The sequence below is a fragment of the Candidatus Poriferisodalis sp. genome, assembly GCF_965208925.1.
Lineage (GTDB): Bacteria > Actinomycetota > Acidimicrobiia > Acidimicrobiales > Poriferisodalaceae > Poriferisodalis.
Genome location: NZ_OZ242364.1, coordinates 2,356,274 through 2,370,556, shown reverse-complemented (window position 1 = coordinate 2,370,556; position 14,283 = coordinate 2,356,274). Strand labels below are relative to the sequence as shown.

At 69.2% G+C, this 14,283-nt stretch carries 15 protein-coding genes; 2 read left to right on the top strand and 13 right to left on the bottom strand.

Annotation, left to right across the window (positions count from 1 at the left end; translation table 11 throughout):
• Positions 1-7 precede the first annotated feature (7 nt).
• Positions 8-1,213, bottom strand: a complete 1,206-nt coding sequence (locus ACOGI5_RS10480; protein WP_419864366.1) for a CaiB/BaiF CoA transferase family protein — start codon at positions 1,211-1,213, stop codon at positions 8-10.
• A gap of 98 nt (positions 1,214-1,311) precedes the next feature.
• On the opposite strand from ACOGI5_RS10480, the gene ACOGI5_RS10475 reads away from it, so the two are divergent.
• The gene (locus ACOGI5_RS10475) at positions 1,312-2,172 is read left to right on the top strand and encodes a crotonase/enoyl-CoA hydratase family protein (protein ID WP_419864365.1); all 861 of its coding nucleotides are present in this window, start codon (positions 1,312-1,314) and stop codon (positions 2,170-2,172) included.
• A gap of 55 nt (positions 2,173-2,227) precedes the next feature.
• Complete coding sequence (locus ACOGI5_RS10470; protein WP_419864364.1) at positions 2,228-2,995, top strand: N-acyl homoserine lactonase family protein; 768 nt, start codon at positions 2,228-2,230, stop codon at positions 2,993-2,995.
• A gap of 25 nt (positions 2,996-3,020) precedes the next feature.
• On the opposite strand, the gene ACOGI5_RS10465 is transcribed toward ACOGI5_RS10470, so the two are convergent.
• From ACOGI5_RS10465 to ACOGI5_RS10410, 12 genes are all read right to left on the bottom strand, one after another.
• Positions 3,021-4,046 carry an amidohydrolase family protein gene (locus tag ACOGI5_RS10465; RefSeq protein ID WP_419864363.1) on the bottom strand — a complete coding sequence of 342 codons (1,026 nt, stop codon included), beginning with the start codon at positions 4,044-4,046 and terminating at the stop codon, positions 3,021-3,023.
• Positions 4,047-4,078: 32 nt separating this feature from the next.
• A complete protein-coding gene (locus tag ACOGI5_RS10460; protein WP_419864362.1) occupies positions 4,079-4,651 on the bottom strand; it encodes a YfcE family phosphodiesterase in 573 nt (190 codons plus the stop codon).
• 66 nt (positions 4,652-4,717) lie between these two features.
• A complete protein-coding gene (locus ACOGI5_RS10455; RefSeq protein WP_419864361.1) occupies positions 4,718-5,674 on the bottom strand; it encodes a methionyl-tRNA formyltransferase in 957 nt (318 codons plus the stop codon).
• Positions 5,675-5,703: 29 nt separating this feature from the next.
• On the bottom strand, positions 5,704-6,273 hold the full coding sequence (gene def / locus ACOGI5_RS10450) for a peptide deformylase (RefSeq protein ID WP_419864360.1): 570 nt from the start codon (positions 6,271-6,273) through the stop codon (positions 5,704-5,706).
• 61 nt (positions 6,274-6,334) lie between these two features.
• On the bottom strand, positions 6,335-8,224 hold the full coding sequence (locus ACOGI5_RS10445) for a hypothetical protein (protein WP_419864359.1): 1,890 nt from the start codon (positions 8,222-8,224) through the stop codon (positions 6,335-6,337).
• A gap of 107 nt (positions 8,225-8,331) precedes the next feature.
• Positions 8,332-9,522: a methionine adenosyltransferase gene (metK, locus tag ACOGI5_RS10440; protein WP_419864358.1), complete on the bottom strand. Its 1,191-nt coding sequence runs from the start codon at positions 9,520-9,522 to the stop codon at positions 8,332-8,334.
• 162 nt (positions 9,523-9,684) lie between these two features.
• Positions 9,685-10,944 (bottom strand): bifunctional phosphopantothenoylcysteine decarboxylase/phosphopantothenate--cysteine ligase CoaBC, encoded by a 1,260-nt coding sequence (gene coaBC / locus ACOGI5_RS10435; RefSeq protein WP_419864357.1) that lies wholly within the window; start codon positions 10,942-10,944, stop codon positions 9,685-9,687.
• A gap of 1 nt (position 10,945) precedes the next feature.
• Complete coding sequence (rpoZ, locus tag ACOGI5_RS10430) at positions 10,946-11,284, bottom strand: DNA-directed RNA polymerase subunit omega (RefSeq protein ID WP_419864356.1); 339 nt, start codon at positions 11,282-11,284, stop codon at positions 10,946-10,948.
• Positions 11,285-11,423: 139 nt separating this feature from the next.
• A complete protein-coding gene (locus tag ACOGI5_RS10425) occupies positions 11,424-12,047 on the bottom strand; it encodes a guanylate kinase (RefSeq protein WP_419864355.1) in 624 nt (207 codons plus the stop codon).
• A 10-nt stretch (positions 12,048-12,057) separates the two neighbouring features.
• On the bottom strand, positions 12,058-12,393 hold the full coding sequence (gene mihF / locus ACOGI5_RS10420) for an integration host factor, actinobacterial type (protein WP_419864354.1): 336 nt from the start codon (positions 12,391-12,393) through the stop codon (positions 12,058-12,060).
• A gap of 158 nt (positions 12,394-12,551) precedes the next feature.
• Entirely contained in the window at positions 12,552-13,340 is a 789-nt protein-coding gene (gene pyrF, locus ACOGI5_RS10415) for an orotidine-5'-phosphate decarboxylase (protein ID WP_419864353.1), read from the bottom strand.
• Positions 13,337-14,263 (bottom strand): dihydroorotate dehydrogenase, encoded by a 927-nt coding sequence (locus tag ACOGI5_RS10410; RefSeq protein WP_419864352.1) that lies wholly within the window; start codon positions 14,261-14,263, stop codon positions 13,337-13,339. The genes pyrF and ACOGI5_RS10410 overlap by 4 nt, the downstream gene beginning before the upstream one ends.
• Positions 14,264-14,283 lie beyond the last annotated feature (20 nt).

Here is a 14,283-nt window from a genome sequence, read left to right as displayed (position 1 = left end):
AGCGCGGCTACCAGACGGCGCCGGCGACTCGCAGGTCGAGCACTTCGTCGTCGCTGTAGCCCAGTTCGCACAGGATTTCGTCGGTGTGCTCGCCGTAGTCGGCGGTACCGCCGCGCACACCCCGGAAGTCGTCCACATCGAACATGGCCGGCGGGCCGACGAAGCCGTCGTCGAAGGTCACCATGTACTCGTTGGCCAGGATGTCCGGGTTGTTCGCGATATCGGTGACGCGATTCACCGGCGACACCCAGGCCCCGCATCCCCGGATCGTGCGCCACCAGACCTCGGTGGTGTCGGTCTTCATGTGCTCGGCGAACAGCGGCGTGAAGGCGTCACGGTTGGCAATCACGCCCTCGAAGGTCGCAAACCGCGGATTGTCCAGCCACGACCCGATGCCGACGGCGTGGGCCAGCCCCTCCCACTGCGCCTCCTGCAACACGGCGAGCGCGATCCAGCCGTCCGCCGTCTCGTACACCGTGAACAACGGGTTCCAGGCTCCGGAGACATCGAAGCGATCCATGCGCTGACCCACGTTCGCGGCGACGCCCACGGCCTGGCTGGTCAGCCAGAGCAGCGCCTGGGTCTGCGAGGTGCCCACCACGCAGCCCTTCCCGGTGCGCGCACGCTTGATCAGCCCGGCCATCACGGCCGAGGCCATGTTGGATCCCGTCAGGATGTCGCTGAGCGCGCCCGGCGGATAGGTGGGTTCGTCGGTGGGCGCGATCGCATCCATGAAACCGGCGTGCGCCATGCCCACGGTGTCCTGGCAGAGGTCTTCGGCCAGCTCGCCTCGCAGCCCGAACCCGCCGCCCCGGCAGTACACCAGCTGGGGATTGATCGCGAGCAGGGTGTCGGCATCTGCGCCGTAACGGGCGAGACCGGCGGCCCGCAAGTTGGTGATGAATGCATCGGCGCCGCCGATCAAGCGCTCGAATACCGGGCGGCCTGCTTCCGAAGCAATGTCCAGCACCAAAGATCGCTTGTTCCGGTTGACGGATCCGTACAGCCATTCTTGGCCGCGTTCGTCGAAGGTCACGCCGAACAGGCTGGTGAAGCTGCGCAAGTAGTCGGCCTGGCCCACCTGCTCGATCTTGATGACGTCCGCGCCGAGCGATGCCAAGGTGAGGCCGCTTGTCGGGCCTTGCACGTACATCGTCATCTCGACGACCTGTATGCCGGCGAGCGGCGCCTCTGCGGCAGTCTCGTCGTGCATCGACCCTCCAGCCCAGCCTGCATATCGAAGCAGGCTCGTTGCTCACGCGCTTGACTTGTGCGAGCTTGAACTGCGAGCACGACCGGAGGGACGAGCCAATGACCGGATCCGACTACACCTGCTTCGACGTCGAGGTGAGCGACCACATCGCTCGCCTGGTCATGAAGCGCCCCGAGAAGGCCAACTCGATGATCCTGGAGTTCTGGAGGGAGCTGCCCCAGATCACCGACGAGATCTCGTCCGGCACAGACGCTCGGGTTGTGGTGCTCTCGGCGATCGGTCGCCACTTCTGCTCGGGCATGGACCTCGCAGTGTTCGGCGATTTCGACGAACCATCCAGCGGCGTCGGCGGCGGGCACAGCAGCCGGACACGAGCGCAGTTCCGCGACACCGCGTTGCGCGCGCAGCAAACGTTCAACGCCTTCGAGCAGAGCCGGCTGCCGGTCATTGCCGCCATTCAGGGTGCGTGCGTCGGCGGCGGGGTGGACATGGTCTCGGCCTGCGATCTTCGCTACGCCACCCAGGACGCGTTCTTCTCGATCCAGGAGATCAACATCGGCATGACCGCCGACGTGGGAACGCTGCAGCGCATGCCCAAGCTGGTGCCGGAGGGCGTCGTGCGCGAGCTGGCCTTCACCGGTCGTCGCATGAGCGCCGAAGAGGCGCTCGACCGGGGCTTCGTGAACGCCGTGTACGACGACCACGACTCGATGATGAAAGCGGTCGACGACATCGCAGCGGAGATCGCCTCGAAGAGCCCGATGGCGATCTGGGGCACGAAGCAGTCGATGAACTTCAGCCGCGATCACTCAGTGGCTGACGGGCTCGAGTACATCGCCACCTGGAACGCCGCGATGTTCGACACCGACGACATGGGAGAAGCCTTCCGGGCCCAGATGGAACAGCGCGACCCCGACTTCCCCGATCACCGTCCCATGAGCAAGGGCTTCGGCGCCTGACAAGGCGCGCAGACAACACGGCGCCTGACAAGGCGCGCAGGAGGTACAGCGCCTGATGGGGCTCTCGCTCGTTCCGCTCGAATGCGGTTGGCTGTCGACCGCGACTGCGTCGGTGATCGCCGATGCCCCCGGCAACGTGAGGCTGCCGATCCCGAGCTGGCTGGTGCGTCACCCGAGCGGCCAGACGCTGGTGTTCGACACGGGCATGCACCCCCAGGTGCAGGACGGCGTGGGCGCCCGCTACCCGCTGCTGGCGAAGTCCTTTGAGGCCGACTACTCGGCAGACGACGAGGTGTCGGCCCGGCTGCGCAGCGTCGATGTCGACCCGGACGAGCTGACCTTCGCCATCTTCAGCCACCTGCACTTCGACCACTGCGGCGGCACCGAGCTGCTACCCAACGCCCGGCTGATCTGCCAGCGGGCCGAGTGGGAGTCGGGGCATCACCCCAAGCTGATCGAGCACGAGGTGTACAAGCCCGAAGACTTCGACCTCGGCCACGACGTGCTGCTCATCGACGGCGAGCACGACGTGTTCGGCGACGGCTCGGTGACCTGCATCCCCACGCCGGGTCACACCGCAGGCCACCAGTCGCTGCGGGTCGAGCTCGACAGCGGCCCGGTTGTGCTGACCGGCGACTGCGTCTACTGGGAGGACGTGCTGGACCGAATGCTGCTGCCGCCGTTCGGGTTCAACCACGACATGCAGCTCGAGTCGATGCAACGCCTGAGATCGATGCGAGACGATGAGGGCTGCCGCCTGCTGTACGGGCATGACGACGCCCAGTGGGCGACGCTGCCCTACGAAGGCATCGGCCTGACCTAGATCGCTCCCTGGTCCGGCTGCCGGACTACGCCGGCGGGTCGACGCGGTAGAAGCGGCGCGCCGTGCCGGCGAACAGGTCCGCGCGCTCGGCGGCGGTGTAGCCCGCCTCGTCGCAGATCCGCTGGAACGCGTTGAACAGCACGGTGTACGAGCAGCCCTGCTTGTCGACGGGGAAGTTGCTCTCGAACATGCAGCGATCGGGTCCGAACGTCTCGATGCAGTGGCGGATGTCGTCGCTCCAGGTGGCTGCGACGTGCTCCGAGGACGGCGCCTGCGGGAGCCGCTTGAAGCCGACGCCGTAGATGCTCATGCCGATCCCGCCCACCTTGACGGTGACCTGAGGGTGGCGGGCCAGCGCCTCGAGTGCGGGTCGCACAACGGCGCGCACCTCGTCGCGGCGGTCGGCGTAGGGGCCGATGCCCAGCGGGCCACCGAGGTGATCGAGCACGACGGGAGTGTCGGGCACCGCGTGGGCAAGCTCGACAAGCTCAGCGACCTGGGTGTGGAACATCCAGCCATCGAAGCTGAAGCCCATCCGGCCCAGCGTTGCGTAGCCGGCCCGGAAGTCCGGATCTGCGAGAAGCTGGGGCGGCGGCTTGGTGTGGCTCTCGCGGATCTGGTCGCTGCCATCCCAGGCGTTGGCGTGGCGGATGCCGCGGAACAGTCCCTCGCCGGCCTCGTCGTGCGCGGCCAGCACCTCCTCGACGGCATTGCCCAGCGTCAGGTCGGCGAAGCTGACGATGGCCGAGATGGTGGCGCCGTCGGCTTCCGCGGATATTGCAGCCTGCTCCCGGACGAACGCTGTCTCGCCCACGGGCCGCATGTGCTCGGGCCCGCTGGTGTGATAGCCGGCGGCGCATTCCACGAACACGGTCTGTGTGACGTTGTGACCCGCGCCGGTATCAGCGTGCAGCTCCGGCACCAGATACGTGCCGGCGGGGAAGTCCCACAGGTGATGGTGCGGGTCGACGATCTCCTCATCGGCGTCGACCGGTTGCTCAACGGTGGCCGCGAGCCATGCGTCCTTCTCGCTTGCAGTCTCATCGGCCACGGCTGTCCCCCTTCGCCCGAGCTCGCCGCAGGCTAGACGTAGTCCCAGGACTCTGTCGGTTCGAGGCCGCCGGGAGTGAGCTGCCACAACGACGGCGTGGCGATGCCGTCTGCGATGTCGAGATAGCCCACGGTGCCGAGCTGCGCGCTGAGGTTGCGGGGAAACGTCGGCGAACCGGGGTTCACGCACAGCACGCCCGACAGCGTGTCGATGCGGTGCACGTGGGTGTCGCCGTACACGCATACGTCGAGCCGCTCATCGGCACCGAAGTGCCGTTCAATGGCGTCGGCCACGGAGTAGAACGACAGCTCCGGCACCGGCAGGTGGTGGGTGAGGCCGATCCGCACGCCGTCGAACGTGTGCGCCCAGGCGTTGGCGAGCAATGGATGGTCGGGCTGGACATCGCGGCCCGACGAGCCGTCATCGCCGTTGCCGCGGGCAGCCCAGGTGGGAGCGATCTCGTTGAGCTGGTCGACAACAGAGATGTCGTAGATGTCGCCCGCATGAAGGATGGCGTCGCAGCCCTCCATGGCCGCATAGGCCTCGGGCCACAGCTCTGGTGCCGCTTCGGGAATATGAGTGTCGGAGATCAGCCCGATGCGCATCCGACCACGCTACGAGACCAGCCGGCAACGCGACAGGCCGGCCGCACGGCCAATCGGGCCCTGTGCTCAGCCGAAGCGGGCACCGTCGGGCAGGCGGGCACCGTGGAGCCAGGCGTGCGCGTCGATTGCGCCTCGTCCGGCCGGCTGCACGACCTCGAGCACTATGACGCCCCGCCCTGTGGCAACGACGTCGCCAGCGAGCGTGCCGGGAGCGGCATCGTGGGCTGCGGCACTTTCGGGAGGGGCATCGCTGGCTGCGCCTGGCGGCGAGTCGGCCGGTCTGCCGGTGCGGACGACGAAGCGCTGGCCCTCCAGCGTGGTCCATGCGCCGCCGACCCGGATCTGGCGGTCGATGACGGCAGCCCGCTGGGACCAGTCGATCCGCCGGTCTTCGGGCAGGAGCTTGCGGGCGTAGGTCGGCGTGCCCGACTGGGGCCTCGGTGCGGGCAGCCCTTCCGCCAGCGATGCCGCGAGACGAGTTGCGCCCTCGCTGGCGAGCAGTTCGCGCAGCCCCTCCGCTGTGTCGGCGGGCCCGATCGGCACCTCGTGCTGCCAGAAGACGGGCCCCGTGTCGAGCGTGGGTTCCAGCGCCATGAGCGACACACCCGTGCGGCTGTCGCCTGCCAGCACCGCCCGCTCGACGGGAGCGGCACCGCGCCATCGCGGCAGGAGCGAGAAGTGCAGGTTGAGCATCGGGGTGGCAGCCAGCAGCTCGGCGGCGATGAGCTGCCCGAAAGCGACGACCACTGCGCAGTCAGCGCCGCGCCCGGCGAGATCGGCCGGGTCGTGGCTGACTGTCAGGCCCAAGTCGGCGGCGGCCGCGCCCACAGGGCTGGGCGCATCGCTGCCCCGGCGGCTGCGGCGGCGGGGGGCGCCGGTCACCACGACGGGGATCTCGAATCCGGCCTCGGCCAGCGCTCGCAACGTCGGCACGGCGTCATCGGGTGTGCCCGCAAACGCCACGCGACGAGGACGCGGCGGAACGGAAGGCAAGTGCCGGGTCTGCGGGGCCTCGCTGTCCACGTAGACGGTCTGCTTCGGCTCGAACTGATTCAGCCGTCCGCTGCACTGCGGCCCACGAGCGGGACCGGACCGCTGGCCGCCGGTCCGTTCGCGCCGGCTTGCAGCTGCGCAAGCTGGGTGCGCCATTCGCGCAGCGCTTCCTTGCGCTCGGCTCTCTCGAGATGGTCAACGAGCAGGACGCCGTCGAGATGGTCGAGCTCGTGCTGGAACAGCCGTGCCTGCAGCTCGTCGGCCTCGATGCTGACCTCGTTGCCGTCGAGGTCCAAGCCCACGACGTGCACCTGCTTCGGGCGCACGATGTCGAAGGTCAAACCCGGCACCGACAGGCATCCCTCGGTATAGGTCCACTCGCCGTCGCTCTCGACGATCTCAGGATTGATGAGCGTCTGGGGGCCGTCGCCCTCATAGAGGTCGAAGATGAACAGACGGCGCTGGATGCCCACCTGGGGGGCCGCGAGCCCGATGCCTTCGGCCTCGTACATGGCCGGCAGCATGTCGTCGACCATGCGCGCCACGCGGCCGTCGATGTCGGTGATCTCGGCAGCGCGCTGGCGCAGCACCGGATCGCCCATCAGCCGGATCTCGAACGTGCCTCCCATGGGCTTCGGAGGCTACCGACGCCGTCTCGCGCCGCCCGATCGAGGCCTGCCCGAGCGGACGTCAGGCCCGCAGCGGGTCGACCGCGACTCGCATCCTGCCCGGGGGGCGCTCGGCAGCAGCCAAGGCGTCCAGCAATGCGGCGCGATCGTCGCTACGGATGCGCCATGTCCCTTCCGCGGATCCGGCGATGTCCAGCAGGGCGGCGTGCGGGCCTGCGGAGAGCTGCTCGACGTAGCCGGGAGCCGCGGCGCCAGAGACAAGTGCCCACGCCGCTGCCGGGGGCTGGCGCATCTGGACACGGCGTTCCCATTCGCCGCGAACCCAGTCGCTCGGATCGGCTTCGGCCGCGGCGCTGAGCACCGGGTGGGCGGGCAGGCGGGTCTGCACCAGGATCTGACCGTCGCCCGAGCGCGGTCCGGCGAGCCGCGCAGCGCGCACCAGCAGTGCGAATGCCTCCTCTGCGGCGCGATAGCGAGGTGCCATGAGTTCCTGGTCGAAGTCCACGAAGGCCACTGCGTCGGCGGCCCGCACCCGGTGCAGCACGGCTTCGGTGCCGATGTAGAGCGGCGGCCTGCTGCCGGGCGGCCCGTGCGCATCGCCCGCGCGTCCGTCGGCGCCGGTGGCGATGTCTGCGGCAGTGGCGGCCGCATCGCCCACCACCTGAATGACCGGTCGCGACGCCAGGCGCTCCATCTCTTCGGCAACGCCCTTGACGCCGACGCGGGCACGACGGAACTTCGTCGCACCGCACGACTCGCACACTGCCGGCCGCTCCTCGCCCGTGTCGGGATCGGTGAATTGCTGCTTGTCCAATCGCAGCGCACGGCCCGAATGCCGCGAGACCGCCAGCTCGCCGCACGAGTTGCAGAAGGCGAGGCGCGCCCGTCCCGTGCGGTTCAGCACACAGACCACGACGGCGTCGCTGCGCAGCAGTTCGGCGAGGGCTTCGCCGCACCACTCTCCCGTCGCGGGGTCATCGTCGCGGCGGTCGGCGACCTGCAGCCGCGGCCAGGCGTCACGCTCGGCGGGCCGCGGTTCGGCGATCACCGTCACGCTTGCGGGCTCGTCCGTCGCCGGCTGGAGAGCTGCCATGTCTGCAGCGATCGGATCGGCAACAGCCTGTCCGGCCAGCACGAAGGCGTCCGGAGACGGCATCGGCCCGACGAGCAGGCAGTGCGTCCCGTCGCGCCGGGCACGCTCGACCGCCACATCACGGGCGTTCCAGGTAGGCGCTGCCTCGGATTGGTAGGCCTCGTCGTGCTCGTCGAGCACCAGCACCGCGTCAAGCTGCCCGCACGGCACCCATGCAGCGGCCCGGGTCCCCACGATTGCATGTGCCGCGACTGCCCCTGCCCAGTCGCGTGGGGCCAATGACGTCGACACGCCCGCCCGGCGCAACCGGCCCGCGAGCCTGGCCGCCCACGCCACAGTGGGAACAAGCACGAGCGAGCGGCCGCGCCGCAGTGCCTCGATGACCAGCGGCCACTCATCGGCGCACGGTCCCAGCCGAGCCACGCGGGGCATCGGCGGGTCCGTCGTCCACGCCTCCCGCACCCAGTCCGCCGTGCCAGCCAACTCGGGCGAGGGGAGGTGCGGCCAGGTCGCAGGCTCGCTCGGCACTCCGGCGACAGCGCGATCGGGGCTGGCGGTCCGCAAGAAGTGAGCTCGGGTGCCAGCCCAGCGCCACGCGGCCCACTTCGCCAGATCGACCACATGCGGCGGCGGGCCGACACCGACGATGCCGCTGATCGGCGCCAACTCCCGACCGCTGGGCATGGGCGCGTCCAGCTCGGTGACCCACCCCCGCAGGCGGCGGCGGTTCAGCACGACCCGGACAATCGTGCCGACGGCGACCGGCACCCGCCCAGCAGCCAGCTCGGGCGGCAGCAAGTACGTGAATTCGCGGTCGATGGCCGGCTCGTCTACAAGCACTTGCACCGCTTGCCGCATCGTTGCAGTCTGCCCCGCCCCGCTCCGACCCCGAGCGTCGCTTTCGCAGCCCCGCAGCCAGCGCGGGAGCCGCTGATGGCTCGGCCGGGCGCTGGCGCGCTCGGCCGCTACAGACCCAGCGCGGACTTGAGATCGTCGACCCGGTCGAGGCGCTCCCAGGGGAACGTCATGCCAACAGACGGCCTGCCGAAATGGCCGTAGGCCGCCGTGGTCTTGTAGATGGGCTGGCGCAGGTCCAAGTCGGCCAAGAGCGCTGCCGGCCTCAGATCGAACACGTCGGTCACCGCCGAGGCGATGGCGTCGGGGTCCACATGCGATGTCCCGAACGTCTCAGTGAGCAGCGAGACCGGCTCCGCACGGCCGATGGCGTACGCCACCTGGATCTCGCAGCGATCAGCAGCGCCGGACGCCACGATGTTCTTTGCGACCCAGCGAGCACCGTACGCAGCCGACCGGTCGACCTTGGATGGGTCCTTGCCGCTGAACGCTCCCCCGCCGTGACGGGCGTAGCCGCCGTAGGTGTCAACGATGATCTTGCGCCCGGTGAGCCCTGCGTCGGCGACCGGTCCGCCGCTGACGAAGCTGCCCGAGGGATTCACCAGCAACTCAAAGTCGTCGTCCGCGAACTGGGCGGGCAGCGTGGGACCGATGACGTGCTCGAGCAGGTCGGGGCGCATCATGCCGTCGATCTCGATGCCATCGCGGTGCTGGGCGGAGACGACGACGGTGCGGAGCCCGATCGGCTCGCCGTCGCGGTATTCGAAGCTCACCTGCGTCTTGCCGTCCGGTCTCAGGTACGGGATGCAGCCCGATCGGCGCGCCTCGGTGAGCTGCTCGGCCATGCGGTGAGCCACATGGATCGGCAGCGGCATGAACGCATCGGTTTCCCGGCAGGCATAGCCGAACATCATTCCCTGGTCGCCGGCACCCTGCTCGGGAATGAGGTCTTCCGTCGCCGCTGCTTCTGAACTCCCGAACACCCCCGTGGTGATCTCGGGCGATTGCTCATCCAGGGCGATCATCACGCCGCAGGTGTTGCCGTCGAATCCCAGTTCCCCGTGGTCGTATCCGATGCCCGTGATGGTGGACCGCACCACCTTCGGGATGTCGACATAGGCCTCGGTGGATACCTCGCCGGCCACCACGACGAGACCGGTGGTGACCAGCGTCTCAACGGCGACGCGGGCGTGACGATCCTCGGCGATCAGCGAGTCGAGGATGGCGTCGGAGATCTGGTCGGCCATCTTGTCGGGATGGCCTTCCGTCACCGATTCTGAGGTGAAGGTCCACTGACTCACCGTGGCTCCAGATTCGATCGTGCTTGGCCCGCCGCGCCGGCGTGTCGCAACTGCAGATTGCAGCAGCGCGGCAAGGCTAGACGAACAGGATCGCGACGCAGCAGAGGGAATGCTGGCATGCGCGAGCCGCGGCTTCGCTTACCGAAGCGGCCGCTCGCGGAACTACTGGCGCAATTCGGCGACCGTGTCGAGGACGGCGTCGGCAACCTCGCGCTTGGAGCAGATCGGCAGCGGGTGCGCGCTGCCGTCGGCCAGCAGGATGGTCACGATGTTGGTGTCGTGCGCGAAGCCTGCGCCGGCTGCCGAGACGTCGTTTGCGACCATGACATCGAGGTTCTTGCGAGCCAGTTTCTGAGCCGCGTTGTCGAGTACGTCAGCGGTCTCGGCGGCGAAGCCGACCAGCACCTGACCCGGCGGTTTTCTGGCCCCGAGACCGGCGAGGATGTCATGGGTGTGCTCGAGCACGATGACGGGGGCTTCGGCGCTCTCGGCAGGGTTGCCCTTCTTGATCTTCTGCGGGGCAACGTGGGCAGGCCGGAAATCGGCTACCGCCGCAGCCATGATGATCACGTCGGCGTCGGCATGCGCGCCGGTGGCGGCTTCCATCTCGGCCGCCGACTCCACCCGGACCTCTCGCACGCCTTCGGGCGGGGGGAGCGGGGCGCTCGTCACCAGCGTGACCTCCGCACCGCGATCGCGGGCGGCAGTGGCGATGGCGTAACCCTGCTTGCCCGACGACCGGTTGCCGATGAAGCGCACAGGATCGATGGCCTCGCGGGTGCCGCCCGCGGTGACCGTCACGCGGACGCCGGCGAAGTCACGGCGTGCCGGCATCGGCTCGTGGGCAGCGTCTCGTTCCGGAAGTGCAGCGAGCACCTCGCTGACGGCATCGAAGATCGTGGCCGGCTCGGCGAGGCGGCCCGTGCCGATGTCGCCGCCGGCGAGACGGCCTGCCTCAGGCACCACCATGTGCACGCCCCGGCCGGTCAGCACCTCGATGTTGTGCTGCACAGCGTCGTGCTCCCACATCTCGGTGTGCATGGCAGGGCAGACCACCACCGGCGCCCGCGTGGCGAGCAGCGCGGCGGTGAGCAAGCCGTCGGAGATGCCCGCGGCATAGCTGCCGATGACGCGTGCAGTGGCGGGCGCCACGACCACCACGTCGGCCGTCTGGCCCAGCGTGGTGTGCGGGATCGGGTCGTCCTCGCCGAAGATCGAGGTCTGCACGCGCTCGCTGGCGAGGGCGTCAAACGTGGCCCGGCCGACGAAGCGCTGTGCTGCTGCGGTCATCACCGGGATGACGTGAGCACCGGCGTCCATCATCAGCCGGCACAGGATCACTGCTTTGTACGCGGCGATGCCGCCGCTGACGCCGAGTACCACGCGGCGCCCGGCGAACGGCGACGCCGCAGCGTCAGGCAAGTCAGGCCTCGAGGTCGGGAACCACTTCGAGCATGGCCGCGTCGGCCTCCGCCGCGGCAAGCGCTTCGGCCTCCAGCCGTGCCCGCTCTTCGGGGTCGAACCGCTCGAACGTGATCTTGTCGGCGTCGATCTCCTCGAATGCGATCGACAAGGGCTTGCGAGCAACCGATGCAACCTGCGGCGGCACGACCGAGCCGATGCCGCCGTCGAGCTGGTTGTAATACGAGTTGATCTGCCGAGAGCGCATGGCAGCGAGGCTCACCAGCGTGAACTTCGAGTCGACCTTGGCGAGCAGGTCTTCGAGCCCTGGGGTGATCATGGTGTCGGTTGACTCAGTCATCGCAGGTCGCAGGCTACCCAGTGAACTGCCCGGAGCACGGCTTGGCTTGACGGCTGAGCCGCTTGCTGCCCGCTCTTGTTCCCAGTCTCGATACAAGTACGGGCTCACGGGCCGCTCGGGCCACGGCTTCGCCTGCGGCTCAGCCTCTGCGGGACCGGGTGCGCTCCACGAATGCGGCGATCTCCGACACGGTGCTCGCGAGGTCCCGGTTCACAACAATGAGGTCAGCCATGCGGTAGCCGACGGGCAGTTCCTCGTCGGCCTTGGCGAGCCGGCGTGCCACATCTGCATCGGGGTCGCCCCGGCGGCGCATGCGCCGCTCCTGCTCGGCGCGGCTCGGCGGCAGCACCATGATCACCAGCGCGGCAGGATCACGGTTGCGCACCGAGACTGCGCCCTGGACATCGATTTCGAGCACCAGATCTCGCTCGAGATCGGGTGGCGGCATCGGGGTGCCGTAGCGGTACTCGAAGAAGTCCGCCCACTCCAGGAACCCGCCTGCAGAGATCCGGGCGTCGAACTCTTCGGCCGTCACGAACGTATAGGCCTCGGCCGGCTCCCCGACCCGGCGAGGGCGGGTTGTCCACGATCGGCTCAGCAGCAGCGTCGGGTCCTGCGCCACCAGTTCGGCCACAATCGTGCCCTTGCCGGCGCCGCCCGGCCCGCACACCACGTACAGAGTGATGCCCCAAGGCGCGCTGTCGCCTGCTGCGCGCCCCGGCGCGCCAAGACTCGCAGCGCCGCGGGGCGCCGGGTCGGTCATGCGACTGTCTTCACGCGCCTGAGGCGGAATCCTGTGCGAAATGCTCGCTCAAACGGCGCCGCTGCGTCTCGCCGAGACCTCGCAGCCGCCGGTTGTCGGCGATGCCAATCTCAGCCATCAGTCGGCGGGCCTTGACCTTGCCGAGACCGGGCATGGACTCCAAGGCAGCGAGTGCCTTGAGCTTGCCGACGTTCTCGACAGTGTCGGCTTCGGCCAGCAACTCGTCGAAGGTGAGCAGACCCATCTTCAACCGATGCTTGACGTTTGCGCGGACCTCGCGGGCCTCCTTGGCCTTGGCCAGCGCCTCGGCACGCTGCTCGTCACTCAGTTCAGGCAGCGGACTCATTGTCGAGCAGTGTAGCTATGCGGTTGGCGGGCTCTAGGGACACGCGCCCGCGGCGACGGCGGAGGAGCTCTCTGCTCCGGGAATCCAGCAGGTTCCAGTCTCGCAGAGCCCCCCTCCGCCGTCGCCGCTATGACATCTGCGCCGGCCTGGCGACACTCTCATTGCGCGCCCGACTCAGCGGTCACTTCGGCAACGATGGCCGCCGCTGCAGCGTCAGGATCAGGCGCTGCGGTGACCGCTCGGCCGATGACGAGCACATCGGCACCGGCCGCCAGTGCCGACGCCGGGGTGGCGACGCGCCGTTGATCGGCCGACGGCGCTCCGGCAGGGCGAATGCCCGGGACAACCCGCAGCATCCCCGGCACGGTCTCGGTCACCACCCCAAGATCGGGAGCGGCGCAGACGACGCCGCCGCAACCGGCTCGTTCGGCCAGCTGCGCGCGACTCACCAGCACTTCCGACGGAGCATCTGCGTCTGAGGTGAGCACGGTGACGCCGAGCGCGATCGGCGCTTCGGAGCCTGAGTTCGCGCGGGCAGCGCTCGAGCCTGCATCAGCAGCGCCGCTGCGTGCGCTGGCCGCACCATCGCTCAAGCCGCGGGCGCCCGCGGCCAGCATCTCCAGGCCGCCCTGGGTGTGCAGGGTGAGCAGCCAGACGCCCATCTCGCCTGCGCAACGAGCAGCGTGCTCCACCGTGTTGGGGATGTCGTGAAGCTTGAGGTCCAAGAACACGCGACTGCCCGCCGACACAATGTCGCGGACAACCCGCGGGCCCTCGGCGAGGAACAGCTCGAGACCGACCTTCATGACGCCGAAGTCAGCACCGAAGCGCTCCACGAGCGCCATGGCAGCGTGCCGATCGTGCACATCGAGCGCGAGGGCCAAGCGATGACGCGCTGGGACTCGCCCGAGGACCGATGCCGGTGCGGTGGCAGTTGGCGGGTTCACGTGGTCTCCCCTGCGTCGGTTGCAGTCCGGTGGGCGCGCCCCGTCAAATCAGCTGCAGCGCGCACACCGTGCCGCTCGCACCAGCGCCGCAGCTCGTCCAGCACCTTGCGAGGTGCCCTGGGATCCCAGAACGATGCAGTCCCGATCTGGACCGCACAGGCGCCGGCAGCCATGAGCTCCACTGCGTGCTCCCCCTTGGCCACCCCGCCGACGCCCACGATCGGCACGCCGCCGAGCGCCGCACGCACGTCGTAGATGGCCCTCACCGCAACCGGGCGGATGGCCGGGCCCGACAGTCCCCCGCCGCCGATGCCGAGCGTGGGCTGCGCTGTGACTGGATCGATTGACATGCCGAAGACGGTGTTGATGAGCGTGAGCGCCTCGGCTCCCGCGTCGAGGGCCGCTTCGGCGATCTCGACGAGATCAGTGACATTGGGGGTGAGCTTTGCCCACACGGGCACGCCCGCGGCAGTGGAGGCACTGATGGCGTCGGCCGTGGCCGACGGATCGCACGCGAACATCTGGCCCCGCCCTTCCAGGTTCGGGCAGCTGACGTTCACCTCCAGCGCCGTGAGCCCGGCACCGGCGAGCGCCGCTGCGGCCGCGGCGTAGTCGGCGACCGTGCGGCCCCAGATGCTGGCCACCACGCGGGCCCCCGTGCGGGCCAGGCGCGGCAGCTCGCGGTCTGTCCATTCGGCGACTCCCGGATTCTGCAGCCCGACCGCGTTGAGCATCCCCGCAGCGGTGCCCACCACCCGCGGTGCCGGGTTGCCGGCCCAGGAAAACGGCGAGAGCGATTTCGTCACGATCGCCCCGAGCGACGCCAGGTCCAGGTACGAGCCCAGCTCAGTGCCGTAGCCGGCAGTGCCAGACGCCGTCATGACCGGGTTGGGCAGATCCACGCTGCCGACTCGCACTGCCATGTCGACGCCTCCGCGAGGGA